The sequence below is a fragment of the Alcanivorax sp. genome, assembly GCF_040119285.1.
Classification (GTDB): domain Bacteria; phylum Pseudomonadota; class Gammaproteobacteria; order Pseudomonadales; family Alcanivoracaceae; genus Alcanivorax.
Map to the genome: position 1 here is coordinate 15,901 of NZ_JBEDTY010000007.1, position 14,090 is coordinate 29,990.

Below are 14,090 nucleotides of genomic sequence, written 5' to 3' on the forward strand. Positions count from 1 at the left end.
CGACGCTCGCCACGGCGCACATTCACCGATGGACAAGGCAACAAAGTCGGGGAAACGAAGAAACGATCAGGCTATAGGAGGACGGAAAGGGTTATCGGCCGGGGCATCCGGCAGGAAGGGGCGCAACGCCATTTGACCTGCAGAGGGCGGGGCCAGGCGCAGCGGCTCACAATCGGTGGAGGCCATGAAACCATGGCATTGACAGCAATGGTCGCCGCCTTTGTCCAGCACATCCGCACTGACCAGATCCTGCTGGACCTGTTCCAGCGAGGCAGCTGCGCCACCATCGTGCTGGTGATGCATGGCATCCAGCACCAGTACATGAGTACTGATGACAAGCAGCAATGTGTAGACCAGTGCTTTCATGGGATGCCCGCTAACGAGGGAAGAGTCGCAACCTTGCGATACCCATAGACCGCCGTCAAGACAATCGGTTCCCCGTCACCTGTGGGTACGATCCGGTCATCCCGTTTTCCGAATCGGCATCGTATAGTGTCGGCTCCGTTTCGCCGGAATGAAAAAGGGGGTATACGGATTTAATGGTTGATGGGGCACCTTCACCCCACCAACCTGATACCACCCTCAGATGGTTGATAGATCGACCCCGTAGTTGAGTTCCTCTGCAAAGTCCGGCAGTCCGTAACCGATGGTTTTCTTGTAGAACGGAGAGACCTTCGCAGTCGGAGCCTTCTTCTTGTGCTTCGTGGTGTAGAGCATTCGTGCCCGCATCACCTCGAACGAGTAACCACGCCCTTCACGGTTCTTGTCCTTGGCCAGTCGGTTGATGGACTCCGTGTAAGCGTTGGTGACGGGCATGTCCGTCTCGAAGTAGGTCATGATCTCTTCGTGCCAGTTGCCCACCGCCCTGACCAAATCACTCCAGACTTCCTTCTGGCCCTTCGGGATGGTGGCTATCCAGTCGTCCAGGGCGGCTTCTGCCTGGGGCCGTGTAGTGGCGTCCCAGATGCCGTAAAAGCGTTCCTTGTGCTCGTAGGCGGCCAGCAGTTGCGGGAATGCGCCTGTCCAGGTCTCCATGATGAGGCGCTCCCGGTCTGAGACTTCGTGAGCGCGTTTCAGCAGGATTTTCCGGTCTCCCTTGAGGGTTCGGCTTTGGGAAGGTTTTAGCTCCTTTCTGAGGCCCTTGCGCACCTTCTCCAGGGCATCGTTGGCCATACGCACCAAATGGAATTTATCGACCACGATGCGGGCCTGTGACAGCACAGTCTTGACCGCCGTCCGGTAAGGGTTCCACATGTCCATGCTGACGATCTCGACCTTCTGTAGGTCTTTCAGCTTCATCAGGTAGTTGGTCACCACGTCCTGACGGCGTGTGGCCAGCAGGTCAAGCAGGGTTCGCTCCTCGATGTTGGTCAGAATGCAACGGTAACGCTTGTTCAGGTACAGCTCGTCGATGCCCAGAATTCGGGGCGTCTCGAAGCGGTGCCAGCGCCCCAGGAACTCGGCGCGGGCGTTGAAGATGTCGCGTACCGTCTTCTCGTCCAGGCCGGTCTGTGCCGCCACGAAGGTGTAGGGGTGGTTGAAGGATTCCTTCTCCACGTATTCATGCAGCCGCAGCGTCATGCGGAAGCCGTCCACCATCTCCGGTAGCTGGGGCCTGAATGTGGTCTTGCAGGCCCGGCAGGTATACCGGCGGCGGACCACCCAGAGGGTGACCCGCTTGCCGTGGATGGGCAGATCACGATAGGGAACATCACGCTTGCCGAACCGCACGAATTCACCCTGCACGCCGCATTCCTCACAGGCGATGGGATCGGGCGCGTCCACCTGGAAGTGCATTTCGTCGTCGGTGGATTTACAGCCCAGCACCTGGTACTCAGGCAGGTGCAGAATGTTGTCGGGCATTTCGGTCATGCGGCCCACTCGTTACAGCTGACGAGTGTCACATTGGTAAGCTTCATTTACCTCTCCTCTCTTGCAAACAATGATACTATCCCCTAGTATATTGAAATACTATCCACCAGTATAGTTCAAGCTACTCAGAGAGACAGCTGCATGCATACGATCAAAGACAAAGCCAAGCTATTAGCCCGCGTTCGTCGCATTCAGGGGCAGGCAGCGGCATTGGAAAAGCAGCTTGACGAGGAAGGCGATTGCACGGCTGTGCTGCAACAAATCGCCGCGATTCGAGGGGCGGTGAATGGACTTATGGCAGCCATTATTGAGGGACACTTGACTGATCACGTCGTCAGGGAACCCGAGTTGGAGCAGCGGCAACAAGACTTGGAAGCTGTGCTTCAGGTCATCAAGTCCTACCTCAAGTAGAACATCACGAGCTACAGCGTGGATACCTAGCCAGAGGCGAACTTTGGCAGTGATTTAATATCCGCTCCCCTGAAGTTCTTGCGGAACCGGATCTGTTAGCAGGACTACGCCATCAATCGCCACCACTTTCATTGGCCTTGCTGACCATAATTTTTATCAACTCGGAGTATTACAGTATGCATGGTCACAGGCTCGAAGAATGGCAACACAATCATGTTTTTGGTCAAGATCGTAAAAAATCCGGTGAAATACGCTCACTGATCGTCGTCGCTCTAACTGTCGTAATGATGGTGTGGGAAATTCTGGCAGGCATTATTTATGGCTCGATGGCCCTCCTGGCCGACGGCCTTCATATGGGCTCTCATGCTGTCGCTCTCGGTATTGCAGCCTTCGCCTATGCATACGCTCGCCGCAACGCAGGCAATACACAGTTTTCATTTGGCACCGGGAAGGTCAATGCGCTGGGCGGGTTCACCGGCGCGGTCCTACTGGCAGGCTTCGCCCTGTATATGGTCATTGAAAGCATCGACCGTTTCATTCATCCGGTCGAAATTTCGTTCAATGGAGCCATTTTTGTCGCCATCATCGGCTTGATCGTCAATGGAGTATCGGCCTGGATCCTGGGCGGGGAAGACCACGACCATGGGCATGGGCATGGGCATGGGCATGGGCACCATGATCATAACCGTCGAGCGGCCTACTTCCACGTACTCGCCGATGCCTTAACTTCGGTATTGGCGATTGCTGCCTTGCTGGCCGGAAAGTATGCGGGCTGGAACTGGATGGACCCAATCATGGGTATCGTCGGTGCGTTACTTATTACCCGCTGGTCATGGCATCTATTGAAGGACACTTCCTGCGTGCTGCTTGATAAACAGCGCAGCGACTTGGAGCACGACGTCAGGCAATCCATCGAGAATGGCGATGCCCGAATTAGCGATCTGCACCTCTGGGCCATTGGACCAAATATTCACGCCGCCATTGTCTCGATCGTTTCGCATGCTCCTGATTCGCCTGCCGTTTATAGGCAACGCATTCAGGCTAGGTGCCCGTCATTAGTACACGTTACTGTCGAGCCCCAGCGTTGTATTAATGAAACGAGGGAAACCAACGCCGGATAAAGAGATTTCGTGGCTCCAGCCCATTGTGGAGCCTCGAAAAAAAACTTACAGTTGACCGTATAAAATCCATGCGCCCACTGCAATCAGCGTTAGTCCGCCAAAAATTTCTGCTCTGTGTCCCATGACCGACCCTATAGCACGCCCTAGCATTATGCCAATAGTCACCATGAGGGTCGTTGCAAGCCCAATCAAAGCTGAAGCTATCCATATGTTGACATTGATGAAGGCCAGACTAACACCCACCGCCATAGCATCAATACTGGTACTAAATGCCGTTAGACAGGTCCGGAGCAAAGACATTTTTTGGGCCTTATGCTCCTCACTACCCCCATCAGGCCTTGTACCCTCATAAATCATGTGAAGACCCAGGACCGTCAGGAGTGAAAAAGCAATCCAGTGATCCCAGGCCTCCACATAGCTTGCTGCTGATTTTCCAATTAGCCAGCCTACAAGCGGCGTAATTGCTTCGATAGAACCAAAGATGATTCCTATTCTGAAAGCTTCAGTGAGGCGTGGTTTTTTAAGGATTGCGCCTTTACCAATCGCAGCAGCGAAAGCATCTGTGGACATGGCAAAGGCAAGCAAAAGAAGGGCTATTGGGTTCATCTAACTGACTCCGGTCGGGCATATCGAGTCCACGATATATCCACACGCCCGACCTTAGGCATGGATATATCGATGGTCTCGCCAACCGAGAGGTGTTCGCACCATGGCATCTGGCCAATTATGTTGACACGAACTCTTCCGAGTTTCGGAAGCAGGCTACTCCCCAAAGAGGGTGCAATATAACAACTATCCTGAACGATCACAAATGTTTGATAGTTGACGTGTATATTCTCTGATCTATAAAGCGCCCTAGGGTGGTGCCACGTTTGCCGGAATATGCAAACGTCCCAGCCATCATTAAATCCGCATCCATCAATCCAGGAAATCGTCATTTCCCAACTTGACAGACACCTTAATCGTATTGGGGCACATCAACCAATAAATCCGTTGAGATGAGGGATTGCGACCTCCCCACAATACCTAGAGATCAACCAGATTTTCCGGTTACCCATTATTTTTTGGTTCAGTTTGACCTGGTTAGGTTGGTCGCTCATTTATCTAGGCAGTGAAGAGTCTATTATCAACTCTAATACACGGCTGCCAGCGCAGATCTACGAAACAGTATATTTTGTCGGTTTTGCGCTCACCACGATGGGAACCGGCGACTTCATTCCAAGTGGCACACTCTGGCAACTGGTTTCCGTCCTCACTGCCCTTAATGGGCTTGTATTGATTACATTATCTATTACCTACGCTATTCCTGTCTTCCAAGCAATCGCCGATAAACGCGCGCTCTCAAGCCAGTTTGCGATATGGGGCGATAGCGTGAAGTCGATCCTGACGTATATTGAAAATGATCTAAATTACAAAACTTTCGCAGATCACCTCAAATCAGCACCCGCTCAAATCCTACTTACCTCTCAAAATCATCTCGCCTATCCGGTTTTGCATTATTTCCATAGCCCAACAACCAGAGCGTCATTAGCTCTACAAATTGCGGTCTTAGATGAAGTTTTGCGATATCTGCCCGATGAAGCCTTTAAAAAGCAGCCTGAATTGTACGTTTTGGTTCCAAATACCGTAAAAGCGATTACTGAGTTTCTTGCTACCCTTTCCAGCGTTTATATTGAGGCTGCTCAAGAGGAACCTCCCATCGGTGAAAGCGCGAACAGTGAGAATATTGCGTATCGTCTGACTGAGCAGTACAGCACAATTCCGATAAGCACAAGACGCAGACTGCTTAAGGCATTGGTTGAAGAAAATGGCTGGAGCTGGAAACAGCTTGCCCCCTAAAATACGCGGAAACCATCAAATATTTAGGGCAACGTTGCACGCCCACGCCCCATCACTCATTTTCCCGATACGTACTTGGCGAACAGCCCTGCCAGCGCCGGAAGGCCCGGACAAATCCGCCTGCCTCGGTATAGGCCAAGTGAGCGGCGACTTCTTCGATCTTCATGGTGGTGTTACCCAGTAATTGCAGGGCCAGCTGGCGACGCTCTTCTTCGACCAAATCGCGGTAACTGGTGCCTTCCTGCTCCAGTTTGCGACGCAGGCTCCGGGTGGAAAGGGCCAGGTCGCTGGCCATATCATTGAGGGTGGCTCCCAGCCCCAACTCGCCAAGCAATTTTTGACGGACCTTGCCCGCGATACCGCTGCTTTCCACGGTATCCATACGTTGCTGACATTGCTGCTCAAGCATGCGAGTGAGGGCTGGATCGTAGCCGGGAAAGGGCCGGCTGGCACCGGCGCGGTTAACCATAATGCGGTTGGAGCCAGCTCCAAATGTGGGGGTAATGCCGCACAGTGCTTTCAACGCAGCAGCATCCACATCGGGAGTGCCGGTGAACTCGATGGCTTTGAATTCAGCCCCCTGAAGGGAAATTTCCCTGGCCAGATTAAGGGAAGTGGCCATATCCCGCTCCAGTAGAAACTGGCGCAGATGGGGCGGAATGGGATCAGAGTCAAAGGTGATGCCAAAGGCATCCTCCTCTTCGCACAAAAGGATGCGGCAATAGGCCGTACTCAAAGGCAGATAGCGCACTCCAAGTGCAACAGCTTCGCGCAATGTCTTACAGGTGCGCAGGGCAAAACCCCAAACCCCGAAGGTGGCCAGATTGTACTGCAAGCCCAGCTCGAACCCGGAAGCCCCCACTTCCGGCAGGGCCAGCATCAAGTTTTCGATCAGCCGCATTTCCTGCGTGCGGGCCACCAGCCCTTCACCACTGGATAATTCGCTTTCCAAGATGCCCGTGCCGAGCAGGCAGGTTTGCCGGTCAATGCCGTTTCGCTGGGCGAAATTGAGCATGACCTGGCTGATGGCCACCGGGTGCAATTTGTCGTCTGATTGATGCATTACCCGTTCCGTTGATACCGCCCTGTCACACACTGGCCACTTTTGCAGGGTGATTGGCCACGGTGGCTATTCTGATTGTTGTGCCGTCTACGTAATGTTCATCTTAATCATACCAACAAGAGACAGCACCATGGACGCGGCAGCATTGAACAAACAAGCCATTGCCTGTGCCAAGCACTATATGGGCAAAACCGCCTGGCCGACAATTTTACTGACCGTGGCCGTGGTCGCCGCCTTTATTGCCACACTCACGTTATTCGCCAATGGCACGCTACCGGCCTGGGGCGCCTACCTGCTGGTCGCCGTACTGACCTACATGTCCTATACGCCACTCCATGAGGCCGCCCACGGCAATATTCACGGACAGAATGATAGCCGCAAATGGATCAACGATTTGTGCGGATACCTGGTGGCCCCCATTATTGCGATCCCCTATGCCTCGCATCGCATTGAGCACTTCACCCACCACCGCTATACCAATCAACCGGGCAAGGATCCCGACTTTATTATCAGCGGGATGCAACAGGGACTACTGGGATTGCTGGCCGCCGGGCTACGCTTCCAATGGGTGCAGAACACATTTTTTGTGCAACACAGCTGGGCCACTGCTTCATTCAAGGAAAGATTGATTTATTGCACCGAGCTGGCGGTATCGATCGGCTGGCGCATTGCTTTCCTAGCGATGGTAGACCAGCCCGGCACCATGGCCGTGCTGCTGCTGGGGTATTACACAGGCGGGCTGTTCACCGCCTACTGGTTTGCCTATCGGCCACACCACCCTTACAAGGTAAGTGAACGTTATCGCAATACTAACAGCCTGATTATGCCGCGCTGGATGAAACCGCTGGAATGGTTCTGGTTTGGCCAGAACCTGCACTCCATCCATCACCTTTTTCCGCGTGTGCCGTTCTACAACTACCATGCTCTACATCGGGATATTGAGCCGGTTTTGCAGGCACAGGGCACGCCAGTTATGGGTATTTTTTCCCGCCAACCGCTAGCCGGCAACGCGCACCCAGCAGCAAAGAAGCCGTAGCACCCGACAAGACGATCCACCTGGGTGCATACCGCTGGTGGTATGTACCCACACATCGCTTATACAACGCCAGTCCCTCAAGGGAGCCGCCTGAACTACCTTGATGGCGAAGTATGCGCCACAGAACATTGGTCCCGGTCTGGCCCAGCCTTTCTTATTTCTCCCAAGCGGAGGACATCGGAGGCCCTGGGCCGGCTTATTTGTGCCACTCTACGACCATAATAGGGCGCACAGCTGCGACACACTGACTAATAACCCGAACCCGACTCCCGTTCCGTTTCGGTGAGGTGCTTAGGATGCCCCTCAGTAACCTTGCCGACCCAAAGCGGGTGAGGCTCGGCCAGGCGCACGCGTTTGCGAAACTGCCGGCGCACCATCCACAACGACAGCGCCACCAACAGCAGCAGGCTGTTGATCAGCAGGTTGTCGCCGTCGAGCACATGCTTGCCCTCCAAGGCAACCTGCAATACCGGCACCGCCAAATAACACAGCGGCGCGGCCGTCAGCATTAGGCCGCTAAAACGCAGCGGTGATGCGCGCAAACTCCACAACACCAATACCAGGATCGCACCCGCACACACCGCTCTCTCCGCCGTGGCGACCCAGGCCGCCCAAGGCGTATAGGGCAACCCCTTGCTGACCAGAAAGCTAAATGCCACCCCGATCACTACCCCGGAGCACAACCCCAGTGTCAGACGCAGCAAGAAGGCCGAGCTTCGACTCGGCCCCTGGCGATCACAGCGGCGCTCGCACCACAACACATTGCCGGACACAAACAACAAGGCCCCCAGCAAGCCCATGGCGAAGTAGAGCCATTTCACCAGCATCCCACCGTAGTCCCCGAAATGCAGAGAATAAACCGGCGAGAACGTATCAAAGTTCAAGCTGCGTTGCCCTGGCGCAATCACGCTTAATGTTGCCATGGTCGGGCCCAGCACCACATGGGCATGATGCCCCACATAGCCAGGCACAGAGCCGGCCACATCAACCCAGCCAGCGGCATCGCCATAGCCGCGAATTTCCACCCAGTCCACGCTCATTTCTGGCAACGCATCGCCCGCAGCAGACAGGTAGTCTGCGATCGGCGCCATGGCGACGCGTTCACCCTCACTTTGTACTGGCGGCCACACCGCAATTTCCTCTTCGATTACCCCGCGCAGCTGAGGGCCAAAAACTAACGTGCCCAGCACCACCGCCACCAGGGTAAAAGCCCCCATCGCGGCACCGGTAACCGACATGATCAAATGAAACGGAAAACTGATCACGCCAACCAGGTTGTGCATGTTCTTCCAGTAACGGCGCAGGTTGCCTTCATGCTTGAGAGCAAAGAACTCCTTGCTCAATTTTGGCCAATGAATCACCAGGCCAGTAAACAGAGCCGCCCCGTACAGTATCGAAATCAGCCCCATAAACGTCATCCCCAGGTTGATGGGCAAGCCACCACCAGGGATTGCCAGCTGGTAATGCAACTGATTGATAAAATCCGCCAGCGCCGACCGGGGCTGCTCGACGTACTCCCCGCCCGCACCGAAATCCGTGGCGTGGGCGGTGAGCCACTCGCCTCCACCGGTTTCACTGGTTTGAAACCACATAACTGCCGGGTCTTCTTCAGGCAAGAAAAACAGGCGAGTACGGGCATCCGGATACTGCTCGGTGACGCGAGTAAGAAGCGCCTGCTCGTCAATGGCTTGTTGCGATGCCTTCGCAGTGGCCTGAGGTGTCTGCCAATGATGAAGCTCATGGTGGAACACATTGATAGCGCCGGCAAAAAACGCCACAAACAGGGCCAGCCCACTGGCCATGCCCAGCCAGGCATGTAAATCGATAAAACGTCGCAAACGATCCGCTTTCATGCGCCGCCTCCATACAGGGCCGTAGCCTGCAACGCTAGCCAGGCAACCCCGTTCATCACCAACAGCGCCACCAAAGGAGGCCAGGTACGCTCAGGAATTGCCACCAAAACCACCAGCAACATCCACAGCAACATTATCCCCAACAACTGCAACACCAACCAAGATTGCCAAGGGACCGGCACCGATGCGGCCAGCAACCCCATCAGCATCACTGACAGCGGCAAACTCAATACAAACGCCCAAAAGGCTCTCATCGGCTTCCACCCCGGCGCTGATAACTGTCTCGATAATGACTCACTATTAACGGCACCAGCAGCGCCGGCAATGTGAATACCCACAACCCCACAAACAGACCCACACTGACACCGAGCTGCAGGGTCAGCAGTAGCACCCCGCCGACCAACATGAGCAAAGCGATCAAGCGGGTCCAGGCTGGAAGAGGTTGGTCCAGCCAGCGTTGCTGTCGGTCGGACAGATAAAACAGCGCCACACTGGCAAGTGTGGCGAGAACGGCAACCAACATAAGGAAAAACCATCATCTATGATAATGGTTCTCATTTAATAGCAGCCAGTCGTTGCCGTCAAGATTGCGGGGCCGACTCGCTCAACGAGGACGCAACTCACGCAAATAGTCACTGGCCTTACTGAGCCGCGCCGTGGAGAGACGATCCCAATCCATGGATTCACGGTCCGGCATCCACACGCCGGCAAACGTGGAGGCGTCCGCCAACACCAATTCGGCATTGAGCATGGGCACGCCGTGATAGTCACCGGCAATGCCGCCGGCGCGACGGATCACCGACCACCAAGCGGGCGGACGCCAATGCAGCCGCACATCCGGCAAATGGCAGCTCAGTTCAGTTTCCGCCACACCGCACTCCAGTACACTGTCCTGCTCACGGCTCAACCCCTGGCGCCACAGCGCCGACCCGGCCACCATAACTAGCGACGGGAAGGCCCGCAGCAAGGCCCGACAACGCTCTTCATCGCTCGACGGCTCACCCAACACCACCTTGTAGAATACCGGGCGCGGCGGAGCCACCTGTTTGACTACGCCAGATTCCAACCAGCGCAGCACAACCTCGAGTGCCCGCTCGGACTCCTCTGGATGCAACTGTTTGAGATCAGAGAGGGTGAAGACTCGAGGCAGACTGTCCAGCGCTGGATATAACATCAACATGGCCTGTATTAAGGCTCCACCCTGTCTGCCAATGGCAGCCGCAAACCCAGGCAGGAACGCAAAACCATACACCCCCTCAGCAGGTGGCAGATCACCGTCATCTGACGAGCTTGCGGCAGGCTGAACAAACGCAGCAACACCCCTTCTTCCACTTGACGCTCCATCGCCGTAATCTGACGAGACCTCACCTCGTTGGGCCGCTGTCGCTGCGCCAGACGCAACGTCAGCAACTGCCCTTGGATATCATCCTCCAGCGCCACATAGGCCCGCTCGACCAGACTATAACTTGACAAATGACGCATGGCACGGGAGCGCTGACGGCGCCGTGGGCGTTGCCGTTGCTGCACAACCAACACAGACAACACACGGGCCAACCACTGCACAGCTGGCACCCAATGGGCGTCATCGCGACACCCCATCAGGTACCAGCCCCAAGCTCGCAGGCGAGACACGTCCCGACGCAGCACTCGCACCCGCGCATGGCTATCTGCACTGCCCGAGGAAGCAAAGCTGGCACGGTAGACTGCCAGATACTCCTGCAAAGCCTGCAATCGAGTTTCCACCGCCTCAAGTCCTAGCTCCTGCTGGCGCCACTTTCCTGCGCCTTTCTGTGTCCCCATAAGCTGCTACTCCTGCATCGCCTACTGCGAACCCGCAATGCATAAAAAATGGACGCCGAACCAGACTGTGAAACACATTCAGCCCAGCAATGCCTACTGTAACGCTGCCGCCCGGGGCCCCCCAGAACAAAAGCGTCCAATTTGCGTGTAGCCACGTAGCCGTTTTGTATCTTCCTGATACACCCGCCTGAACCAGTTAACAATTTCCTTTCTGTATGCCTTTCCTATAACACTATTTATACAGACCTTATCCTCCGGCCAAATGACAGCCAGGATAGGCCCCCTGTACACCGCCCTCTTCCGCTAACCCCATTGCTAGCCCTGCTGATTAGCAGCACTGCAAGCTCACCCCGGGGCCTTACCTACACGGCGGGCAGGGCGCGGCGGTCGCACAACACGCCTTCACCGGACTCTGTGACTGAGCCCTCTCTGGCCCCACTGGACTGAGGCAAACGAAGATTGCCAAGAAACGCCTCTACTGTTGCCCACATGGCCAGCATTGGGAACGCATCAAATAGCGGCCAAGCCATTGCTCGATGGCGAAAAACCCCTCAGCCTAAAACGACAAAACCCCGACCAAAAGGCCGGGGTTTTGATTGTCGCATTACCCACCCTGAGGCGGATAGCTCACTGCATGTAAGGCTTACTTCTCGGCAGCATCCTTCATGTCTTCGGTGGAGTCTTTGGCGTTGTCATAGGCGTTGTCCATATCTTCGCCCATTTCTTCCATCGGCCCTTTGCTATCCGGGGTAATGTTTTCTACCGCCTTGTCTACCTTCTCGCCAGCGTCCTCAACCGGACCATCGTTGGCATCACAGGCTGCCAGCAGGGCAGAAGAGGCGAAAATGGCGGCCAATGCCGCTTTACCGAAAGTACGCATAGAATCACTCCTTGAATTAACTGATTCAGACAGTGAGCACTTTAAGCATGTTCTCGGCGCTTGGCCAAGGGGATTCGCACATTTCACTGCCATTTTACGAAGAGTTACAGACTGTACCGCGCCGATTGGCAGAACCCTTTTCCTATCTCTGCGCCCCCAGCCGGGTAATATGGACGCCATAACAAGGAGAAAGCATGAAACAATTCGGGCGAAATACGGGAAGGAATATAGGCGGGCTGGCGCAACTGGTCACCCGTTTCGGCAATGAAATTACTCAGGTTATTCAGGATATCCACGGTGCCATAGCCAATCCGTTCCGCCTGCGTGGGCACGACTACACTCCCGCCCCCATGGTTTACGGCTTGGTCCGTTATGGTTTTCGCCAAGCAGGCAATTTGGCTGGCATGGCTGACCTGCTCGCCGACCCACACCAGGAGTTACGCGATAGCCTCGACCTGCAAAGCATCATCAACGGTTTTTTCGGACAATTGTTGGTCGAGCAGAACAACCGTTACGCCCTGCCCATGAGGCTGCTACCCAAAGATCCACCTTCAACGGGGACTGACACTCTGGTGATCTTCTTGCACGGGCTATGCATGAACGACGCCTGCTGGAATAACCCCGCCGCCGCCGGTTTCAGCCAGTGGGCCCGCCAGCATCACAACGCGACTAGCCGCTATCTGCGCTACAATACCGGCCTGCATATCTCCGACAATGGCCGCAAACTCGCCGGGCTGCTGGCTCATACTGTCTTGCCGGAACGCGTCATTCTGGTCGGCCATTCCATGGGGGGGCTGGTCGCGCGCAGCGCACTTCACCAAGGGCGCCAACGTGGCGATAATTGGGTGAACAAAGTAAGTCACTTGGCTTGCCTGGGCTCCCCGCATCAGGGCGCCTTACTGGAACGGTTCGGCAACGAAGCTAACCGATTGCTGGGCCGCACCCCTTACTCACGGCCATTGATGCGGCTAGCTAACCTGCGCTCCGACGGCATTCGCGACCTGCGTTTTGGTTATGTACTGGAAGACCAGTGGCGAGACCGTCCGCTGGATGACCCACGCCCCACCAGCAAGGTTCCTCTAGACCCGCAAGTACAGCAGCTATTCATCGCCGGCAGCGTCAGCGAGCCCAGCCATGCCAAGCCCCGTGGCGACTGGCTAGTCACGGTGGACAGTGCGCTTGCCGAACACCTCTACCCGCAAGCGAAGCACCTGACCCGTGAACTGTTTTACCAGATGGGGCACATGGCCATGATTGAGGAAACCCGGACTTACGCGCGGGTACAACAATGGCTCGACAGCTCGACGCCAGGAACGTAACGGCAAGTGATTACTGTAGTTTTCCCTAGCCGCTTGTCTCCCACCATTCAGCCAGCGACCACAACTGCCACCGCAACAGCCAGCAGCGCCAATGGAAGCACAATGAGGCTATTGCGAATCAAACGCTCGCGCCAGAGCGTCCATTGATAATGACGATGCATTGCTATATCCCCTGCTTCCCCAAATAAAAAGCAGTATATGCAAATCAAAACAAGATCAAATCGCCTAAATGGGGTATATGCAATAACTCGAACATAACTGCTATAAAGAATGCAGCCAGAACTGCATGACCTTGCGACTCGGGGCATTGCCCCCCACATCGGTCCAGTCTAAGTTGGCCTCGAGTTGATTTTGCGGAAAATAATCCCGGGCCCGCCAAAACCTGTCGAGAGACCAGTAATCCGCAGGGCGAGCAGGGTGGTTATCTTCCCGGGTCACCGCGCAGAAAGCCGTCTGGCGAAAACCAAAATCCGCTGCATATTGCTCACGCAGATCAAAAAAACGGTGGCCGACACCCTCACCCCGATAGGGTTTGAGCAGCACCGACTCCCCAAAATAAAACACCGAGTCCAACTCGACACCTAATTGTCGAAACGGCGTCTGCAAGGCTTCATCGGCTTCGCGCAGCGGTAGCGCCGTCGCCGCTCCCACCAGCCGGTTATACTCCAGCGCCAACACCAGCACACTGCGAGCAGACTCGGCATAACGATCCAGATAGCAACGCTCGTACTCCAGCTCACCGTGATAGAGGTAGGGGTACTCGCGGAAAACAGCAATGCGCAATTCCGCCAGCGCATCCAGCCAAGGTTCAACGGCCGTGCCGGTGACCGGGCGTATTTCCACAGTGGACATCACGCCTCCTGAGGGCCCTAAAAAATATCTTATGAATACCACGC

General features: G+C 55.4%; 16 protein-coding genes and 1 riboswitch. Of the genes, 5 read left to right on the plus strand and 11 right to left on the minus strand.

Annotated features, from left to right (window positions below):
- Positions 1–66: 66 nt before the first annotated feature.
- Positions 67–366 (minus strand): hypothetical protein, encoded by a 300-nt coding sequence (locus ABNH10_RS03040; protein WP_011589747.1) that lies wholly within the window; start codon positions 364–366, stop codon positions 67–69.
- 216 nt (positions 367–582) lie between these two features.
- A complete protein-coding gene (locus ABNH10_RS03045) occupies positions 583–1,872 on the minus strand; it encodes an ISL3 family transposase (RefSeq protein WP_011589748.1) in 1,290 nt (429 codons plus the stop codon).
- 141 nt (positions 1,873–2,013) lie between these two features.
- Between ABNH10_RS03045 and ABNH10_RS03050 the strand changes: the two genes are divergently transcribed.
- Together ABNH10_RS03050 and dmeF are read left to right on the plus strand one after the other, a co-directional pair.
- Positions 2,014–2,283 (plus strand): metal/formaldehyde-sensitive transcriptional repressor, encoded by a 270-nt coding sequence (locus ABNH10_RS03050; RefSeq protein WP_149721187.1) that lies wholly within the window; start codon positions 2,014–2,016, stop codon positions 2,281–2,283.
- A 176-nt stretch (positions 2,284–2,459) separates the two neighbouring features.
- A complete protein-coding gene (gene dmeF / locus ABNH10_RS03055; RefSeq protein WP_011589749.1) occupies positions 2,460–3,404 on the plus strand; it encodes a CDF family Co(II)/Ni(II) efflux transporter DmeF in 945 nt (314 codons plus the stop codon).
- A 45-nt stretch (positions 3,405–3,449) separates the two neighbouring features.
- On the opposite strand, the gene ABNH10_RS03060 is transcribed toward dmeF, so the two are convergent.
- Positions 3,450–4,010 carry a manganese efflux pump MntP gene (locus ABNH10_RS03060; protein ID WP_011589750.1) on the minus strand — a complete coding sequence of 187 codons (561 nt, stop codon included), beginning with the start codon at positions 4,008–4,010 and terminating at the stop codon, positions 3,450–3,452.
- A 7-nt stretch (positions 4,011–4,017) separates the two neighbouring features.
- Positions 4,018–4,187, minus strand: a riboswitch (yybP-ykoY riboswitch).
- Positions 4,188–4,478: 291 nt separating this feature from the next.
- Between ABNH10_RS03060 and ABNH10_RS03065 the strand changes: the two genes are divergently transcribed.
- The gene (locus ABNH10_RS03065; RefSeq protein WP_349384694.1) at positions 4,479–5,243 is read left to right on the plus strand and encodes an ion channel; all 765 of its coding nucleotides are present in this window, start codon (positions 4,479–4,481) and stop codon (positions 5,241–5,243) included.
- Positions 5,244–5,295: 52 nt separating this feature from the next.
- On the opposite strand, the gene ABNH10_RS03070 is transcribed toward ABNH10_RS03065, so the two are convergent.
- Positions 5,296–6,306, minus strand: coding sequence for an AraC family transcriptional regulator (locus ABNH10_RS03070; RefSeq protein WP_349384695.1), 1,011 nt, complete (start codon positions 6,304–6,306; stop codon positions 5,296–5,298).
- Between the two features lie 130 nt (positions 6,307–6,436).
- On the opposite strand from ABNH10_RS03070, the gene ABNH10_RS03075 reads away from it, so the two are divergent.
- A complete protein-coding gene (locus tag ABNH10_RS03075; protein ID WP_349384696.1) occupies positions 6,437–7,342 on the plus strand; it encodes a fatty acid desaturase family protein in 906 nt (301 codons plus the stop codon).
- Positions 7,343–7,590: 248 nt separating this feature from the next.
- Here the strand turns inward: ABNH10_RS03075 and ABNH10_RS03080 are convergent, their stop codons facing one another.
- The 6 genes from ABNH10_RS03080 to ABNH10_RS03105 form a co-directional block, all read right to left on the minus strand.
- Complete coding sequence (locus ABNH10_RS03080) at positions 7,591–9,195, minus strand: PepSY-associated TM helix domain-containing protein (RefSeq protein ID WP_349384697.1); 1,605 nt, start codon at positions 9,193–9,195, stop codon at positions 7,591–7,593.
- Positions 9,192–9,449 carry a hypothetical protein gene (locus ABNH10_RS03085; protein WP_349384698.1) on the minus strand — a complete coding sequence of 86 codons (258 nt, stop codon included), beginning with the start codon at positions 9,447–9,449 and terminating at the stop codon, positions 9,192–9,194. Before ABNH10_RS03085 ends, ABNH10_RS03080 begins: the two co-directional genes overlap by 4 nt.
- Positions 9,446–9,718 carry a hypothetical protein gene (locus tag ABNH10_RS03090; RefSeq protein ID WP_349384699.1) on the minus strand — a complete coding sequence of 91 codons (273 nt, stop codon included), beginning with the start codon at positions 9,716–9,718 and terminating at the stop codon, positions 9,446–9,448. Before ABNH10_RS03090 ends, ABNH10_RS03085 begins: the two co-directional genes overlap by 4 nt.
- Before the next feature lie 81 nt (positions 9,719–9,799).
- Entirely contained in the window at positions 9,800–10,375 is a 576-nt protein-coding gene (locus ABNH10_RS03095) for a hypothetical protein (RefSeq protein WP_349384700.1), read from the minus strand.
- An 8-nt stretch (positions 10,376–10,383) separates the two neighbouring features.
- Positions 10,384–10,995, minus strand: coding sequence for a hypothetical protein (locus ABNH10_RS03100; protein WP_349384701.1), 612 nt, complete (start codon positions 10,993–10,995; stop codon positions 10,384–10,386).
- A gap of 643 nt (positions 10,996–11,638) precedes the next feature.
- Positions 11,639–11,875, minus strand: a complete 237-nt coding sequence (locus tag ABNH10_RS03105) for a hypothetical protein (RefSeq protein ID WP_349384702.1) — start codon at positions 11,873–11,875, stop codon at positions 11,639–11,641.
- 194 nt (positions 11,876–12,069) lie between these two features.
- Here ABNH10_RS03105 and ABNH10_RS03110 point away from each other — a divergent pair, with 194 nt between their 5' ends.
- Positions 12,070–13,194 carry an alpha/beta fold hydrolase gene (locus ABNH10_RS03110; protein ID WP_349384703.1) on the plus strand — a complete coding sequence of 375 codons (1,125 nt, stop codon included), beginning with the start codon at positions 12,070–12,072 and terminating at the stop codon, positions 13,192–13,194.
- A 261-nt stretch (positions 13,195–13,455) separates the two neighbouring features.
- Here ABNH10_RS03110 and ABNH10_RS03115 read toward each other — a convergent pair whose 3' ends face one another.
- The gene (locus tag ABNH10_RS03115) at positions 13,456–14,046 is read right to left on the minus strand and encodes a GNAT family N-acetyltransferase (protein WP_349384704.1); all 591 of its coding nucleotides are present in this window, start codon (positions 14,044–14,046) and stop codon (positions 13,456–13,458) included.
- Between the last annotated feature and the right edge of the window lie 44 nt (positions 14,047–14,090).